The 14,827-nt window shown below is 58.7% G+C and carries 14 protein-coding genes; 7 read left to right on the forward strand and 7 right to left on the reverse strand.

The features are described from left to right. The first annotated feature begins 11 nt into the window (after nt 1-11). On the forward strand, nt 12-1,232 hold the full coding sequence (fabB, locus tag ACIGEK_RS11875; RefSeq protein WP_397493510.1) for a beta-ketoacyl-ACP synthase I: 1,221 nt from the start codon (nt 12-14) through the stop codon (nt 1,230-1,232). 74 nt (nt 1,233-1,306) lie between these two features. Here fabB and ACIGEK_RS11880 read toward each other — a convergent pair whose 3' ends face one another. The 3 genes from ACIGEK_RS11880 to ACIGEK_RS11890 form a co-directional block, all read right to left on the reverse strand. Next, entirely contained in the window at nt 1,307-2,932 is a 1,626-nt protein-coding gene (locus ACIGEK_RS11880) for a methyl-accepting chemotaxis protein (protein WP_397493511.1), read from the reverse strand. Nucleotides 2,933-3,094: 162 nt separating this feature from the next. Next, nucleotides 3,095-3,559: a DUF3859 domain-containing protein gene (locus ACIGEK_RS11885; protein ID WP_397493512.1), complete on the reverse strand. Its 465-nt coding sequence runs from the start codon at nt 3,557-3,559 to the stop codon at nt 3,095-3,097. Nucleotides 3,560-3,621: 62 nt separating this feature from the next. Further along, complete coding sequence (locus ACIGEK_RS11890) at nt 3,622-4,644, reverse strand: amidohydrolase family protein (protein WP_397493513.1); 1,023 nt, start codon at nt 4,642-4,644, stop codon at nt 3,622-3,624. Between the two features lie 46 nt (nt 4,645-4,690). On the opposite strand from ACIGEK_RS11890, the gene ACIGEK_RS11895 reads away from it, so the two are divergent. The 6 genes from ACIGEK_RS11895 to ACIGEK_RS11920 all read left to right on the forward strand — a co-directional run bounded on the left by ACIGEK_RS11895 (nt 4,691) and on the right by ACIGEK_RS11920 (nt 9,171). Next, a complete protein-coding gene (locus tag ACIGEK_RS11895) occupies nt 4,691-5,620 on the forward strand; it encodes a substrate-binding periplasmic protein (RefSeq protein WP_397493514.1) in 930 nt (309 codons plus the stop codon). Then, nucleotides 5,617-6,018: an OsmC family protein gene (locus tag ACIGEK_RS11900; RefSeq protein WP_397493515.1), complete on the forward strand. Its 402-nt coding sequence runs from the start codon at nt 5,617-5,619 to the stop codon at nt 6,016-6,018. The genes ACIGEK_RS11895 and ACIGEK_RS11900 overlap by 4 nt, the downstream gene beginning before the upstream one ends. Continuing rightward, nucleotides 6,015-6,875, forward strand: coding sequence for a pirin family protein (locus ACIGEK_RS11905; protein ID WP_397493516.1), 861 nt, complete (start codon nt 6,015-6,017; stop codon nt 6,873-6,875). The genes ACIGEK_RS11900 and ACIGEK_RS11905 overlap by 4 nt, the downstream gene beginning before the upstream one ends. 90 nt (nt 6,876-6,965) lie before the next feature. Next, nucleotides 6,966-7,514 (forward strand): sigma-70 family RNA polymerase sigma factor, encoded by a 549-nt coding sequence (locus ACIGEK_RS11910; protein WP_339524281.1) that lies wholly within the window; start codon nt 6,966-6,968, stop codon nt 7,512-7,514. Then, nucleotides 7,511-8,224 carry an anti-sigma factor domain-containing protein gene (locus ACIGEK_RS11915; protein WP_397493518.1) on the forward strand — a complete coding sequence of 238 codons (714 nt, stop codon included), beginning with the start codon at nt 7,511-7,513 and terminating at the stop codon, nt 8,222-8,224. The genes ACIGEK_RS11910 and ACIGEK_RS11915 overlap by 4 nt, the downstream gene beginning before the upstream one ends. A gap of 155 nt (nt 8,225-8,379) precedes the next feature. Beyond that, nucleotides 8,380-9,171 carry a DUF4394 domain-containing protein gene (locus ACIGEK_RS11920; RefSeq protein WP_397493519.1) on the forward strand — a complete coding sequence of 264 codons (792 nt, stop codon included), beginning with the start codon at nt 8,380-8,382 and terminating at the stop codon, nt 9,169-9,171. A gap of 41 nt (nt 9,172-9,212) precedes the next feature. On the opposite strand, the gene ACIGEK_RS11925 is transcribed toward ACIGEK_RS11920, so the two are convergent. The 4 genes from ACIGEK_RS11925 to ACIGEK_RS11940 form a co-directional block, all read right to left on the reverse strand. Beyond that, nucleotides 9,213-9,998 (reverse strand): dienelactone hydrolase family protein, encoded by a 786-nt coding sequence (locus tag ACIGEK_RS11925; RefSeq protein ID WP_397493520.1) that lies wholly within the window; start codon nt 9,996-9,998, stop codon nt 9,213-9,215. Between the two features lie 111 nt (nt 9,999-10,109). After that, nucleotides 10,110-11,108 carry a two-component system response regulator gene (locus ACIGEK_RS11930; RefSeq protein WP_397493521.1) on the reverse strand — a complete coding sequence of 333 codons (999 nt, stop codon included), beginning with the start codon at nt 11,106-11,108 and terminating at the stop codon, nt 10,110-10,112. Continuing rightward, nucleotides 11,105-14,566 (reverse strand): PAS domain S-box protein, encoded by a 3,462-nt coding sequence (locus ACIGEK_RS11935; RefSeq protein WP_397493522.1) that lies wholly within the window; start codon nt 14,564-14,566, stop codon nt 11,105-11,107. Before ACIGEK_RS11935 ends, ACIGEK_RS11930 begins: the two co-directional genes overlap by 4 nt. Beyond that, entirely contained in the window at nt 14,503-14,805 is a 303-nt protein-coding gene (locus tag ACIGEK_RS11940) for an MHYT domain-containing protein (RefSeq protein WP_397493523.1), read from the reverse strand. Before ACIGEK_RS11940 ends, ACIGEK_RS11935 begins: the two co-directional genes overlap by 64 nt. Nucleotides 14,806-14,827 lie beyond the last annotated feature (22 nt).

Consider the following 14,827-nt stretch of genomic DNA (forward strand, 5'->3'; position numbering starts at 1 on the left):
GGACTCTCTGCATGCGTCGCGTCGTGATTACCGGCCTGGGCATCGTTTCCTGCCTGGGTACTGACAAAGCCACCGTCTCTGCCAGCCTGCGTGCTGGCAAGTCAGGCATCCGTTTCAACCCTGCCTATGCCGAAATGGGCCTGCGCAGCCAGGTATCCGGTTCGGTTGACCTGAACCTGGAAGAGCTGATCGACCGCAAGGTCTATCGCTTTATGGGTGATGCCGCAGCCTTCGCTTACCTCTCAATGGAGCAGGCGATCAAGGATGCGGGGCTCAGCGCGGAAGAAATCTCCAACCCACGCGTAGGTTTGATTGCAGGCTCCGGCGGCGCGTCCACCTTCAACCAGATGGAGGCCATGGACATCCTGCGCGAGAAAGGCGTCAAACGCGTTGGTCCATACCGCGTGCCGCGCACCATGGGCAGCACCGTTTCCGCCTGCCTGGCCACGCCGTTCAAGATCAAGGGTGTCAACTACTCGATCTCGTCGGCCTGTGCCACCAGCGCCCACTGCATCGGCAATGCCATGGAGCAGATCCAGCTGGGCAAGCAGGACGTGGTGTTCGCCGGCGGCGGTGAAGAAGAGCATTGGAGCCAGAGCTTCCTGTTCGACGCCATGGGTGCCCTCTCCACCCAGTACAACGAAACCCCGGAAAAAGCCTCGCGCGCCTACGATGCCAAGCGTGACGGTTTCGTCATTGCTGGCGGTGGCGGCATGGTGGTGGTCGAAGAACTGGAACACGCCCTCAAGCGTGGCGCCAAGATCTATGCGGAAATCGTCGGTTACGGCGCAACATCCGATGGCTACGACATGGTTGCCCCAAGCGGTGAAGGCGCGGTGCGCTGCATGCAACAGGCCCTGGCCACCGTCGATACGCCAATCGACTACCTGAACACCCACGGCACCTCGACTCCAGTCGGCGACGTCGCGGAAAGCCGTGCAGTACGCGAAGTGTTCGGTGCCAAGGCCCCAGCCATCAGCTCGACCAAGAGCCTGTCCGGTCATTCCCTGGGCGCCGCAGGCGTACAGGAAGCGATCTACTGCATGCTGATGATGGAAGGCAACTTTATCGCCGGCTCGGTCAACATTGACGAAGTCGACCCGGAAATTGCCGACCTGCCAATCCAGCGCAGCACCGTCGAGAACGCCAAGCTCGACACCGTGATGAGCAACAGCTTCGGTTTCGGCGGCACCAACGCAACACTGGTACTCAAACGCTGGGCTGGTAAGTAAGTCCAACCGTTTGTTTGATACATAAAAAGGCCACCCTTAGGGGTGGCCTTTTTTGTTGCTGACCGCGTCCAGGATCAAATCGAGAAACGCGCTACCAATGCATTCAAGTCCACCGCCAGCCGTGACAACTCCTGGCTGGCCGCGCTGGTCTGGTTAGCACCGGCCGACGACTGCATCGACAGGTCACGGATATTCACAAGATTGCGGTCCACTTCACGGGCCACCTGGGCCTGCTCTTCCGAGGCGCTGGCGATCACCAGGTTGCGTTCGTTGATCTGCGAAATCGCGGCGGCAATCTCATCCAGCGCCTGACCCGCTGCCTTTGCCACATCCAGAGTTGAACGCGCACGACTGTTGCTGTTCTGCATGGCGTTGACCGCCTTGTCGGTGCCCTGCTGAATGCCGCTGACCATCTGTTCGATCTCACGGGTCGACTGCTGCGTGCGATACGCCAGGGCACGTACCTCATCGGCTACTACGGCAAAACCGCGCCCGGCTTCACCGGCCCGCGCCGCTTCAATCGCCGCGTTCAGCGCCAACAGGTTGGTCTGTTCGGCAATAGAGCGGATCACATCCAGTACCTTGCTGATATCACGCACCTGACCGGCCAGTTGCTCAACCTCGGAAGAGGTATGGGTCACGTCATCCGCCAGGTGGCTGATCGAGTCCACAGTCTGGCGTACCTGTTCACGGCCATGCTGGGCCGTACGGTTGGATTCACTGGAGGCCTCTGAGGTGCTCACAGCGTTACGCGCCACCTCTTCCACGGCGCTGGTCATTTGATTGACCGCCGTAGCTGCCTGCTCGATTTCATTATTCTGTTGGTGCAAACCGCGGGTGGAGTCTTCGGTTACCGCACTGAGCTCTTCCGAGGCCGAGGCCAGCTGCGTGGAGGAATCGGAAATACTCTGAATGGTGCTGCGCAGGCTCTGCTGCATGCTTTTCAAGGCGCTCATAACACGAGCAGGTTCATCAGTTCCTCTAACTTCAATTGACTGCGTCAGGTTGCCACCAGCGACAACTTCGGCAACTTGGACGACTTCGGCAAGTGGCGCGACAATGCTGCGTGTAAATATCATGGCCAGAATTACCGTAAGACCAAGTGCCAGCACAATCATCACAATGACCCACATACGAGCACTGGTGAATACCTCGGAGGAGGTATCGGCAGCAGTCGTTGCACCTAAACGGTTTACTTCTGAAAGCTCAACCAATGCCTTAGCCATGCTGTCAGCATGACTATTGAGTGTGCCATTAGTGACTTCAATGGCAGCGTCCCTGTCGCTCTGCTGCATTGCAGCAGTGATTTTGCTCTGCTCCTGTAAATAACTTAATTTTGCCTGTTTAAAATTCTCGTAAGACGCGGCTTCTTCCTCAGTAGAAATAACGCTTTCATAACTTTTCTGGGCTTCGTCAAGGCTGTCGCGCAGGCCTTTAATCCGATCCAGGTCTTGCTTAATCAAGCTTTCATCACTCGTAACCAGCAAACGCAAAGTCAGGGTGCGCAGGCGCAGAATATTCTGGTTCATGTCCCCAAGACTTAGGATGGCAGGCAGCCAATTACCATTGACACTCTCCGACTGCTTGTTCATTTCTGACATTTGCATCAGCGAAAAGCCCCCGAGGAGGAGAACTATCAGCGCTACCAACCCAAAGCCGAGAGAAGCCCTGGGGGCAATATTCATATTATTCAAGCTCATATAAACCTTCCTTGGGAGCACTTACCTTCTGTACATGCTGGCTTACCGCCAGCATTCTTCACTTACCACACTAGTCTATCGACACTCAAATACCACTCTTGAACACTCCACATAAAAAACCCGAGCAAAGGCTCGGGTTTAGTGTTGCGACTTCAGCTAACTTCACCGCACGATAAATCGCTGTTCCAGTAACTTGCGGTCATCCTGAAACACCATAAAGTGCCATTCACCCGGCACCACTTCATGCGCATCAGTGAATTCGTAAGCCATGACATCCAGCGGTGCGCCGAGTACCAGCTCCTGCGTCACCACAAACTTGTCATGACGCTTGCCGTCGGGCGTGGTGACTCCTGGAGTGAGGTACAACAACGTGAGCGGCGAGTCGCCGGCCACCTTGCCAGCCAGGCTGTAGCGCAAGCCGAATTTGGTGCCGAGCTTGGCGGGAATCACCTCGCCCTGCTCAATCTGCTGATTACTGCGGGTCAATACCCGCTCACCTTCCTGAAAGTCCTGATAATCACTGGCGAAAACGCCGTATTCGACCGGGCCTTCTACCCGGACTTCGGCCTGCGCCAGGCTGCTGATTAATACAAGTGCGGCCAGGGTACTGAAACGGGTGTATTGCATGTCGCGCTCCTTTTTTAGATGGCGCGAGCCTATGACACCCTTATGACAAGGCTATTACAGCTCTACTCCACCAGCTCGGCCTGCACCCGACGCGGCAGCACCGCGAGAAAATTATCGCGCGCCACCTGATGAGCTACATCCTCCGGCAAGGCGTCCAGAAACGGCTTAAAACCACTCATAGAGTCCGACAGGCTAGTGAAGCGCCCGACCACATCTGAGCCGAGCATAAAGCGCGCCGGGTAGCTGCTGACCAGTTTCACCCAGGCTGCATCAGGCTTGCCATCGGCATCCAGCAGATACGGTTGGAGCACAGTCCACGACAGATCGATATACAGGTTGGGGTACTGCTTGAGCATCCGCTCAAGCGTGGGCAGGAGGAAATCCAACTTCTCCTGATGGCGATGGATTTCCATGCTAGTACCGGCATGCGCCCAGATAAACCGTACATGCGGATGGTTGCGCAGCGGGTCCTCGATTTCATGCAGATACAGCGGATTGCGCTCTCGCTTGGAGGTGATGTTGGAATGCAGCATCACCGGCAGATCGTATTCGGCGGCCAGGTGAAAAACCCGAGCAAGGGCCTCATTGTTGGCCCTCGGTACATCGCCGTGAATCAGGGCGGTGAGGTCATCATGGCGGGTGAATACTTCGCCAATGCCCTGCCACAGGCCTGGGTCCATTTCGAGCATGCGCCGGACATGCGCATCGGCATTTTTGTCATTCGGGTTAAAACCTGAAAGAAATGGATGCAAGCGCTTGCGCTGCTCGGCGGGCACCTGTTTGTAGGCATGCGCCACCAGCACGTCAGTCGCGCTGTACCAGTAGGCATTGGCATCATCGCCAGCGTAGTAACGCGGTCGCTTGGGTTCGTTCTCGTGCCATTTCTTCGCTACCGGAATGCCTGAGAGCATCACATGCTCAATGCTGCCGGCAGCCATCTGCTCAAACAGCTCGGTCATGCCGGCGCTTTCCTGAAAGAAATCGACGTAGTGAAGATGTGCGTCGCTGTAGCGATAGTCGCGAGCCAGCGCCAGCGGGCTGCAAACAGTGGCAAGAACAGCAAGACTCAACGCAAGTCGTTTCAAACCCCAACCCTCTTGAAGACGTGAGTGCAATTGACTCACTACACTGTTGGCTAGTTCAGCAACCAGGATCATTGCAATGGCTTCAGCTCCGACACGCCGATACATGGCCTGGTCAAACTGCTTACAAATGCTCTTGATTGCAGTGCTAATCAGTCTGCCGCAAGCCTATGCAACGGAGCGTCTGAACTATCCCCGCCACTCTGACGGGATTGATCCCGAAGTCTATCCACTGGCGCTGCTCACAGAAGCTCTCAAGCGCACAGCCGGACGTTATGAACTGCAAGCCACCCCAGTGCCAATGGCGCAAAGTCGCGCCCTGCTGGCGATCGAACATGACAGCAAAACAGTGCAAGTCATGTGGACCATGACCAGCAACGAACGTGAAGCACACTTGCTGCCCATTCGCATTCCGATATACCGCGGTTTGATTGGTTGGCGGGTGCTTATGCAACGCCGTGAAAACTCCGAGCAGCTGTCCAGCGCGCAAAGCTTGGCAGACTTGCAGCGCTATACATTCGGCCAACGCCATGATTGGCCAGACACCCCGATTCTGCGCGCCAACGGGCTCGACGTCGTCACCAGCCAGAACTATCAGGGGCTGTTTAAAATGCTTGCCGCCGGGCGCTTCGACCTGTTCCCTCGCGAAGTCGTAGTGGCCTGGCAAGAACAGGCACGCGCCTTAGAAAGCGGGCTTGATTTGAGCATCGATCAGCACCTACTGCTGCACTACCCAACGGCGATGTATTTTTTTACCTCACGCAACCGCCCTGACCTGGCAGCCGACATCGAGCGTAGCCTGGAAGCGATGATCGTCGATGGTAGTTTTCAGCGCCTTTTTGAGCAGTACCATAGTGAAACTCTACGCCAGGCCAAACTGACTGAGCGGCGCATTATTGAACTGCAAAACCCCGACTTACCCTCCGCTACGCCCTTCGCCCGCAAGGAGCTGTGGTTTCAGCCTCAGGAGCTCAAATGATCCGCATCAGTAATGAAAAAGGCTTGCTACAACGCATCGATATTGGCCCGCATACCCTGCACAGCGATGTGGCAGTGGACCTTGGCGGTGAAGGTTCGGCACCCGATCCGCATGACTTGTTCGATGCGTCCTTGGGCGCTTGTAAAGCCCTGACACTTGCGCTTTATGCCAAGCAAAAAGGGTTGCCATTGACCGGATTGGACGTGCAACTGACACGCGATAACACTCAGGAACGCCAAGGCATTTACGGCTTAAATGTCGAGCTGACCTTGCATGGTGCCCTGAACGATGCACAACGCCAGCAACTGCTGCGCATCGCTGACAAGTGCCCGATTCACAAGCTGATGACCAGCAGCGAAGTTCAGGTCAGCACTCAGCTAAGCGAGGGCGTGGAATGAGCGACTTTCTGCTGATCCAACCGCGCCCGGAAAACCTCGGCGGACAACCTATCCTGCGCCCCCTGCCTTCGGCCAAGTGCCGCAGCGTCGGGCCGTTCGTGTTCTTCGACCATATTCTGGAGAACACCTACCCGGCCGGCAGCGGCATGAATATCAACCAGCATCCGCATATCGGCCTGTCCACCCTCACCTACCTGTTCGAAGGGCAATTGCAGCACAAGGACAGCCTCGGCTCGAATCAGCTGGTCAGCCCCGGCGAAGTCAGCTGGATGACCGCAGGCCATGCTGTAGCGCATGTCGAGCGCACACCGCAGTCTCTGTGGGAAAGCGGCTCGCACATGCATGGCCTGCAGGTATGGTTGGCCATGCCCGCAGAGGATGAGCAAGGCGAACCCAGTTACAGCCATCATCCCGCGAGCAGCCTGCCGCGCAGTACCAGTATGGGCGTAGACATCTGCCTGATTGCCGGTAGCGGCTTCTGCCTGCAATCACCCGTACCGGTGCTGTCCCCCACTGTCTATGCCGAGATCAAGCTGGCTGCTGGCGCCGCACTGCAAATTCCCGCCGAACATGCCGAACGCGCGCTGTACCTGATTGATGGCGAGGCGACATTGGATGACCAACAACTGCCTTTACGCGGCCTGCTGGTGCTGCCCGAGGGCGAGACTTACACCCTCAGCGCCTGCAGCGAGAGCCACTTGGTGTTGATCGGCGGCGCGCCGATTGGTCCACGGCGGATCAACTGGAATTTCGTCGCCAGCGACCAGGCCCTGATCGACCTGGCCCGCCAGCGCTGGACTGCACAGGACTGGCCAACAGTGCCGGGCGAAACCGCGCGAATCGAACTGCCACGCTGACAGAGAAAATTTGTTGCACTCGCGCGACATCCAAACAGGTCGCACTCGGGTATAACCCTTGGCACGCTCACACACTCAGGAACCCGGTGCATGGCGCAGCCGCTGTTTGATTACGAAAGCCATCTGGAAGCCTGTGCTCAGCAGGACGAACGCGCATTCCAGGCGCTCTACCAACAGGAGGCCGCGCAGATGCTCGGGTTGGCAATCACCTTGCTCGGCCGTCGTGATCAAGCCGAAGACTGTGTGCACGATGCCTTTGTGCAGATCTGGCGCAACGCCCAACGTTTTCAGCGGGCCCTTGGCAGCGGTCGCGCCTGGATCTACAGCATCCTGCGCTACCGCGCGTTGAACCAGCTGCGCAGCCGGGGTCGTACGGTGGAGCTGGATGACGACTTTATCGAACGCGCCGCCGACGACAGCCCGCAGGCCGCCGAACTGCTGGAACAACAAGGCGAACATCAGCAACTGCGCCGCTGCCTGCAGGGCATCGAACGCAATCGCCGTCACCCGATCCTGCTGGCCTTCTATCGCGGCCTGACCCATGAACAAATCGCCAACCGCCTGACCACCCCGCTGGGCACCATCAAAGGCCGTATCCGCGCCGGTTTGCGCGCGCTGCAGGAGTGTTTGCAAGCATGATTACGCAGCAACCTGCCGAACGCCGCGCATTAATCGGCGAATACGTCCTGGGCCTACTCGATGAAGCCGAAGCAGCTGAGGTGCGCGAGCTGATTGAGCACGACAGCGAAGCCGCGCAAATGGCCCTGCAATGGCAGCAACACTTTCTTGAGCTAAGCGACCAATTGCCGCCACAGACACCCTCAGCGCAATTATGGCAACGCCTGCAGGACAGCCTCGGTCTGACGCCAGCTGTCAGCAACGTCAACAGCTGGCTGGCCTGGTGGCAGAGCCTGACCACCTGGCGCCTCACCAGCGCCGCCCTGGCCTTCGCCCTTATCATCGCCGTGCTGCCTGATCTATGGCGCACTGATACTGCCGCCAACAGCTACACCGTGGTGCTGCAAGCGCCAGGTGAAGCTGCTAAACCAGGTTGGGTGGTGCATGTGGATGGCGGTGGCAGCCTGCGCCTGCAACCGCTGCTGGAAGATCAGATCCCGACCGATCGTTCCGTGCAGTTCTGGACCCTTATCGACCCAGCCATCGGCCCGCGCTCCCTAGGCTTGGTCGAACCGGGCAAACCGCTGCAACTGTCTGCCGAACAGATTGGCGCGGTACAACCCGGCCAACTGTTCGAACTGACCCTGGAACCTGCCGGCGGCTCACCGAAGGACCGGCCAACTGGCAAGGTGCTGTATATCGGTCGCGCGGTTATGGCTTCAGTCAACTGAGGCCATTTTTTAAAAAAACTGAATTTATTTTCAGGCGGCGACATCCAGACGTTCTCTCGTGGGTATAGCTATCAGGTGTTTCATCGAGGCACCTGCAAGGCAGGCGATGTTCAGCCTTGCATCGATGCTGGATAACCACAGATGAGAGAACGCATATGAACAGCCTCAATACCCTGCTGACCGCTGCCGTTACCACTGCCACCCTCAGCCTCGCCGCTGGCACTGCCAGCGCAGCGACCCTACTGGCCCTGGGCGCCGACGGTCAGCTGTTCAAGATCGACAGCGCCAGCCAGAAAGTCACCGCGACCATGCCTGCCAGCAGCCCAAGCCCACTGCGCGGAATCGATGTACGCCCGGCCAACGGCATGCTCTATGCGCTGGGCGGTGACAATCAGCTCTACACCCTGGACCTGGGCACTGGCGCAGCCAGCAAGGTCGCCAGCCTAAACAAGCAGCTGCCAGGCAGCGGTCAGGCGGTCATCGACTTCAACCCGGTGGCTGACAAAATGCGCATGCTGGCCGCCGACGGCACCAACTTCCGCGTCAATGTCGACACCGGTGAAGTAACGGTCGATGGTTCAGTGGCCTACGCCGCTGACGGCGCCTATGCAGGCAAAAGTGCACAAGTGGTGGCTGGGGCCTACACCAACTCCTATGCCGGCACCCAGGCGACGTCGTTGTACAACGTCGACCTCGCCAGCAGCAGCCTGATGCTGCAAAACCCGCCAAACGATGGTGTTCAGCAAGTGGTTGGCATGGTCGCCGATGGTTTGAAAAAAGCTGCGATGGACATCGCCAGCGACGGCAAAGGCGGCAACACCGCCTACCTGCTGACCGGCACCACGCTGCATACCGTGGACCTGGCCAGCGGTAAGCCAATGACGCTAGGCGATGTTGCCGACCTGCCGGGGAATATCATTGATATAGCCGTACTGCCGGGCATGTAAATAGCGATGCGGGAAGGCCGCTTGGCCTTCCCGTTGACGGTTTATTTGGCCAAGGTTTCATCGAACAGATTATCCATGGCCTTAAACGCGCGAGCTGCCACCAGCGGGTGGTACTCATTGCGCCCTGGCACATTGGCCTCCGGGTTGGTGAAGGAATGCACCGCACCGCCGTAGCTGACCAATTGCCAATCGGTTTTCGTCGCTTTCATCTCCGCAACAAAGCCATCGACCTGCTCCTGCGGCACTGCCGGGTCATCCGCGCCATGCAGCACCAATACAGGTGCCTTAATGTTTTGTGCATCACGCGGATCAGGCGTATCCAGGTTGCCATGGAAAGACACAAAGCCTTTCAGCTGCGCACCAGAACGGGCCAGTTCCAGTACGGTTCCGCCACCAAAGCAGAAACCGATAGCGCCTAGCCGCGTGGTATCCAATGCAACCTGCCCGGCCTGCGCTTTGAACACCTCAACTGCCGCCTGCGCCCGCTTGCGCATCAGCGGCCTATCGCTGCGCACCGTCGTGGCCGCTACCTTGGCTTCATCGGCATTAGTCGGACGAATAGCTTTGCCGTACATGTCGGCAACGAATATGACGTATTTGTCGCCAGCCAGCAGCGCAGCCTTGGTTGCCGCGTTTTCACTAACACCCATCCAGTTGGGCACCATCAGCAGGCCCGGACGCGGCGTAGTGATCGCATCGTCATAAACCATCAGGCCTTCAAAGGCTTCACCGTCAATTTCATACGGCACCGGTTTAACCACTACGGCCGCATCGGCCATACCGATCACTCCAGCGCATAACAGAGGCAACAGACGTTTCGTAGACATGGCGATTTCCTGATGAGCTTGAGCAGAACGTCAACCATAGTCCGCCGCATCAGCATGACCAAGCGCAGCAGCACACAACACACCGGGCAAAGGTTTCAGCCTGTTTCGAAGCTACGCTTGCTCAGCCCAGCGCTCTTTGATTTCCAGAATCGCCGGTAACTGTTGGATAAACAACTCAACTAAGTGCGGATCAAAGTGGCGACCGCGCTCCTTATTCAGCAGCTCAACAGCATCCTCAACCGACCAGGCCACTTTATAGGGCCGCACACTGGTCAGCGCATCAAACACATCGGCAATCGCCACGATGCGCCCTTCCAGCGGGATGTCCTCGCCGCTCAGGCCATTGGGGTAGCCCGTACCGTCCCACTTCTCGTGGTGCGACAGGGCAATGCGCTGCGCCGTACGCAACAAACCCGAGGCATGCTCACCAATAATCTGCGCGCCAATTTCCACGTGCTGACGCATCACCGCCCACTCTTGCTCATCGAGTTTGCCCGGCTTGCGCAGTACCGCATCGGGGATGCCAATCTTGCCAACATCGTGCATCGGCGCGGCGTTGAGCAATTCTTCGGCAGCTGCCTCGCTAAAGCCAGCGGCCAGGGCCAACACCTTGGAGAAATGGCTCATGCGGATGACATGTAGCCCGGTCTCGTTGTCCTTGTACTCGGCGGCCATACCGAGACGCTGGACGATCTGCAGGCGGGTCTGGCGCAATTCATCCATGCGCACCAGTGATAGGTGTGTACGCACTCGAGCACGCACGATCGGCGGGCTGACCGGCTTGGTGATGTAATCAACCGCACCGACAGCAAAGCCATGAGCCTCATCCTCGACATCGGCCAGCGCGGTGACAAAGATCACCGGAATCGCCTCCAGATGGGCCTGCACCTTGAGTGCCTGGCACACCTCATAACCGGTCATGCCCGGCATCATCACATCCAGCAGGATCAGATCCGGGCGCTCACGCTCGGCCATTTCCAACGCTTTGGCACCATCCTTGGCAAACAGCAGGCGGTAGTCCTCCTGCAGAATATGCCGCAGCACCTGCAGGTTAGTGGCCTCATCGTCAACCAGCAGGAGCAACGGGCGAGCATCGGCTGGAGTAATCATGGTGTCTGGCCTTCCTCGTCATGCAACTGGTGCAGCAGCTCGCTAAGCGCTTGCTGAGCCAGGTCAAAATCAAAATCATCCAGCGCCTGGCGGATATGCGCCAGGGCCGCTTTCTGCTGCACGCCATGCAGCCCCTGCCGCAAACAGTCCAATGCCTGATCATCCAGCCCGCCACGGCTGACGGCTTGCTGCAAACGCAGCAGCGCTGCACGCAGCTGATCAAGGTCCAGCGTCTGAATCTGCGTGGTCGTCTCTGGCACCTGCGGCAGGGCCTCGGCAACAGCCGCCAACGCGCGTGATAACTCCTGCAGCAGGCTGCGCAAGTGCAGCCCCTCGCGCTGGTTGAAGGCCTGTTCGATTGCCAGCCCCAGGCCGGCCAGATGAGTCAATGCCAGATTGGCCGCCGCACCACGGAAACGGTGCGCCAGGCTGCGGCCGGTGTCCCAGTCATTTTTCTCCAGCATGCTGCCCAGTTGCTCGACCAGAGCGTCCTGCTCGGCGAGAAAGCGCTGAATCGCCTGGCTCATCTGCACCGGCCCACCCCAGAGACTGGCCCCGCGCTGCCAGTCGAATAGCCCGGCCGTTGCCGCCGCAGTGCTCTCGACAAGCCCTTGGTCCTGAGTCGTACCCAGCAGGCGCGCCATTTCCGCCAGCAAGGCAGGCAAATCAAGGGGCTTGGAGGCAAAGCCGTTCATGCCGGCATCCAGCGCCGCCTGGCGATCCTGATCCAACACGCTGGCGGTCAAGGCGATAATCGGGATTGGCGCACGCTGCTGAGCGGCCTCGAGGGCCCGGATACGCCGGGACGCTTCCAGTCCATCGACCAAGGGCATCTGTACATCCATCAGGATCAAGTCAAAGCCGCCGTTGGTAAAGGCAGCAACTGCCGCCTGCCCATCGGCCACGCAAGACACCTGGTGGCCCAAGCGCTGCAGGTTGAGCTGCAGAAGCTCCAGATTCTGCGGTACATCGTCAGCGGCCAAAATATGCAATGCCGCCAGTTGCGGCAGCGCCTGCCGCACCTGCGGGGCCAGCCGTTGGCCGGCGCGCAAGGGCAATTCGACAATAAATCGGCTGCCTTCACCCAGGGTACTTTCCACCCGCAAGCGCCCGCCCATCAGCTCGACCAGCTGCCGCGAAATAGTGGTACCCAGCCCGGTACCACCAAAGCGCCGACTCATCGAGGCATCGGCCTGGGCAAAGGGCTCGAAAATCTTCTCCAGACGATCAGCAGCAATACCAATGCCACTGTCTTCAACGATCAGGCGGATCGCGCCAGCCTCACCCTGTACACGCAGGTACACCTGGCCCTGGGCGGTGAACTTCACCGCATTGCCCAGCAGGTTGGTCAGCACCTGCTGCAGGCGCAGGGCATCACCACGGTAGAATTCCAACAGCTGGGTTGGGTACTCAAGCTGCAACGTCAGGCCCTTATTTTCCGCCGCCAGACGCTGGGTAGCGCAGACCTGCTCGCACAGCTCGCGCAGGGAGAAGTCCAGGTCTTCCAGTTCAATCGCGCCGCGGTCGAGCTTGGCCGTATCAAGAATGTCATTGAGCAAGCCGAGTAACGAGCGCGAGGCCTGTTGCACAGTCTGTAGATGTCGGCGTTGATCATCAGCCAGCGGTGTACCGATCAGCAGTTCGGTAAAGCCAATAATGGCGTTCATCGGCGTGCGGATCTCATGGCTCATATTGGCCAGGAAACTGCTGCGGGCTGCCGCTGCCGCCTCGGCACGGTCGCGGGCAGCGCGTGTTTCCTGCTCCATTAATCGTCGTGGCGTCAGGTCGGTGGCCAGCTTGACCACTTTGAACGGTTTACCATCGGTATCGAGAATCGGGTTGTAGGTCGCCTGAATCCAGACCTCACGACCGCCGTGGCCTATGCGCCGGTATTCACCTGCAGAAATGAGCCCCTTAGCCAAGTCGATCCAGAATTGCCGGTACTCATCACTGCCGACATACAACGGATCACAGAACAGGCTGTGGTGCTGCCCCACTACATCGATGCGCTGGTAACCGAATAGGTCCAGCGCGTTGTCATTGATGTCCAGCACCTGGCCGTGCAAGTCAAACTCGATCAGGGCCATGGCCTTGCTGATGGCATTGACCTTACCTTCATACTCGGCGTTGCGCAGTTTGCTCTCGGTCTGGTCGAGCAGTACGCCGTCGATCCAGCGTGGTGTGCCCTGCTCATCGCATACGGCACTGCCACTTTCCCAGATCCAGTGCTCCTTGCCATCGCGGTCGAACAGGCGGTACTCGACGGTGTAATTGCGCCGCTGCTCGATAGCCTCCAGCACCTGATCGGCTACCGGTTGATAATCATCAGGATGATAAAGCGCAGCAATGGACTGGCGCTGACTGATGAAGTCATCGGCACTCCAACCCGTGAGAGTCTGTACCGCATCGCTGATAAACAGCATGGTCCATTGCTCATCCAGCAAGCAACGAAAGGAAACCCCTGGGATATTGCTGATCAGCGAGCGGTATTGCTGCTCGCTCTCACGCAGCGCCTGCTCCATCTGGATGCGCCCGCTGATGTCGTTGACGAACACCACGAACAGCGGGTGATTGCCCGAGCGAGTCACGCCGACGCTGATGCGCACTGGCTTGGCCTGACCATCGCTGGCAATGCAGTGCAATTCCTGCTCGGCGCCCGACAATGCCAGAGTGCCGTTCTCCAGGTAATTGCGCAGGTGCGCCGCATAGACGTTGCCATCATGCTCGTTAAGCAGGCAGCGGATCGGCAGACCAACCAGCTCATCGGGCTGCCAGCCCAGCAGACGGGTAGCTGCTCGGTTTGCCGAGCGAATAATGCCGCGATGGTCGACCGTCAGGATCGAGTCGAGTGCGGTGTCGAAAATCGAACGTAAATGCTGCTCACTGGCCTGCAACTGCAGGCTCAGGCGGCGATAGCGCAGCAACGCATTGGCCGCCACGACAAAGACCGTCAGGGCAACGGTTATCAGAGAAATCGCGCTGCCCAGGTACAAACTGTCGACCACGGCAACCGGCTGCTCAGACTCGGCAACGCCAACAAAGCGAGCCGCTTGCATACCGGTGTAGTGCATGCCACTGATCGCCAGCCCCATCACCAGTGCGCTAATCAACAGAGCCCAAAGCGCCGGCAAGCGATCCTCAAGACCAAAGCGCACCCACAGGGCAAGAATGGCCAAGCCAACCGCCACCAGGATCGACAAGGCAAACATCCAGGGGTCGTAGCGCAGTAGTGGCGCCATCTGCATCGCGGCCATGCCGCTGTAGTGCATCGCACCAATCCCAGCGCCCACCAGCACACCACCGATGCACAGTTGCAGCAGGCTTAGATTACGCCGTGCCAGCACGGTCAGCGCCACCCAGGATGCCGCCAGGCTCGGCAGCATCGACAGCAGGGTTACGTCGAGATCAAAACGCACCTCGGCGCACAGCTGAAACGCCAGCATGCCGAGAAAATGCATAGCCCAGACACCAGCCCCAGAGCCAGCGAACCGTTGAGAATGGTGACCTGGCGCCACCAGGCGGTTTCACTGTCGCGGGCCACACCGGCCAGCTGCAAGGCCATGCCCGAGGTGAATACGGCAATGCACAGCGACATCACTACCAGCAGCGGGTCGTAATTGCTCAGCACCAAGACGCTGGGGTCGGCACTGACGATAAACAACTGATCAAGAAACTGCATACCACCCCAAGACTGCATCGGTTGTGCATGCGCACCAGTG

The organism is Pseudomonas sp. NPDC079086 (assembly GCF_044542155.1).
Taxonomy (GTDB): domain Bacteria; phylum Pseudomonadota; class Gammaproteobacteria; order Pseudomonadales; family Pseudomonadaceae; genus Aquipseudomonas.

What these genes read in the sequence shown, in the direction of transcription:
- fabB (WP_397493510.1), top strand. Translation starts at nt 12, where the DNA reads ATGCGTCGCGTCGTGATTACCGGCCTGGGCATCGTTTCCTGCCTGGGT.
- ACIGEK_RS11880 (WP_397493511.1), bottom strand. Translation starts at nt 2,932, where the DNA reads ATGAGCTTGAATAATATGAATATTGCCCCCAGGGCTTCTCTCGGCTTT.
- ACIGEK_RS11885 (WP_397493512.1), bottom strand. Translation starts at nt 3,559, where the DNA reads ATGCAATACACCCGTTTCAGTACCCTGGCCGCACTTGTATTAATCAGC.
- ACIGEK_RS11900 (WP_397493515.1), top strand. Translation starts at nt 5,617, where the DNA reads ATGATCCGCATCAGTAATGAAAAAGGCTTGCTACAACGCATCGATATT.
- ACIGEK_RS11905 (WP_397493516.1), top strand. Translation starts at nt 6,015, where the DNA reads ATGAGCGACTTTCTGCTGATCCAACCGCGCCCGGAAAACCTCGGCGGA.
- ACIGEK_RS11910 (WP_339524281.1), top strand. Translation starts at nt 6,966, where the DNA reads ATGGCGCAGCCGCTGTTTGATTACGAAAGCCATCTGGAAGCCTGTGCT.
- ACIGEK_RS11915 (WP_397493518.1), top strand. Translation starts at nt 7,511, where the DNA reads ATGATTACGCAGCAACCTGCCGAACGCCGCGCATTAATCGGCGAATAC.
- ACIGEK_RS11920 (WP_397493519.1), top strand. Translation starts at nt 8,380, where the DNA reads ATGAACAGCCTCAATACCCTGCTGACCGCTGCCGTTACCACTGCCACC.
- ACIGEK_RS11925 (WP_397493520.1), bottom strand. Translation starts at nt 9,998, where the DNA reads ATGTCTACGAAACGTCTGTTGCCTCTGTTATGCGCTGGAGTGATCGGT.
- ACIGEK_RS11930 (WP_397493521.1), bottom strand. Translation starts at nt 11,108, where the DNA reads ATGATTACTCCAGCCGATGCTCGCCCGTTGCTCCTGCTGGTTGACGAT.
- ACIGEK_RS11935 (WP_397493522.1), bottom strand. Translation starts at nt 14,566, where the DNA reads ATGCATTTTCTCGGCATGCTGGCGTTTCAGCTGTGCGCCGAGGTGCGT.
- ACIGEK_RS11940 (WP_397493523.1), bottom strand. Translation starts at nt 14,805, where the DNA reads ATGCAGTCTTGGGGTGGTATGCAGTTTCTTGATCAGTTGTTTATCGTC.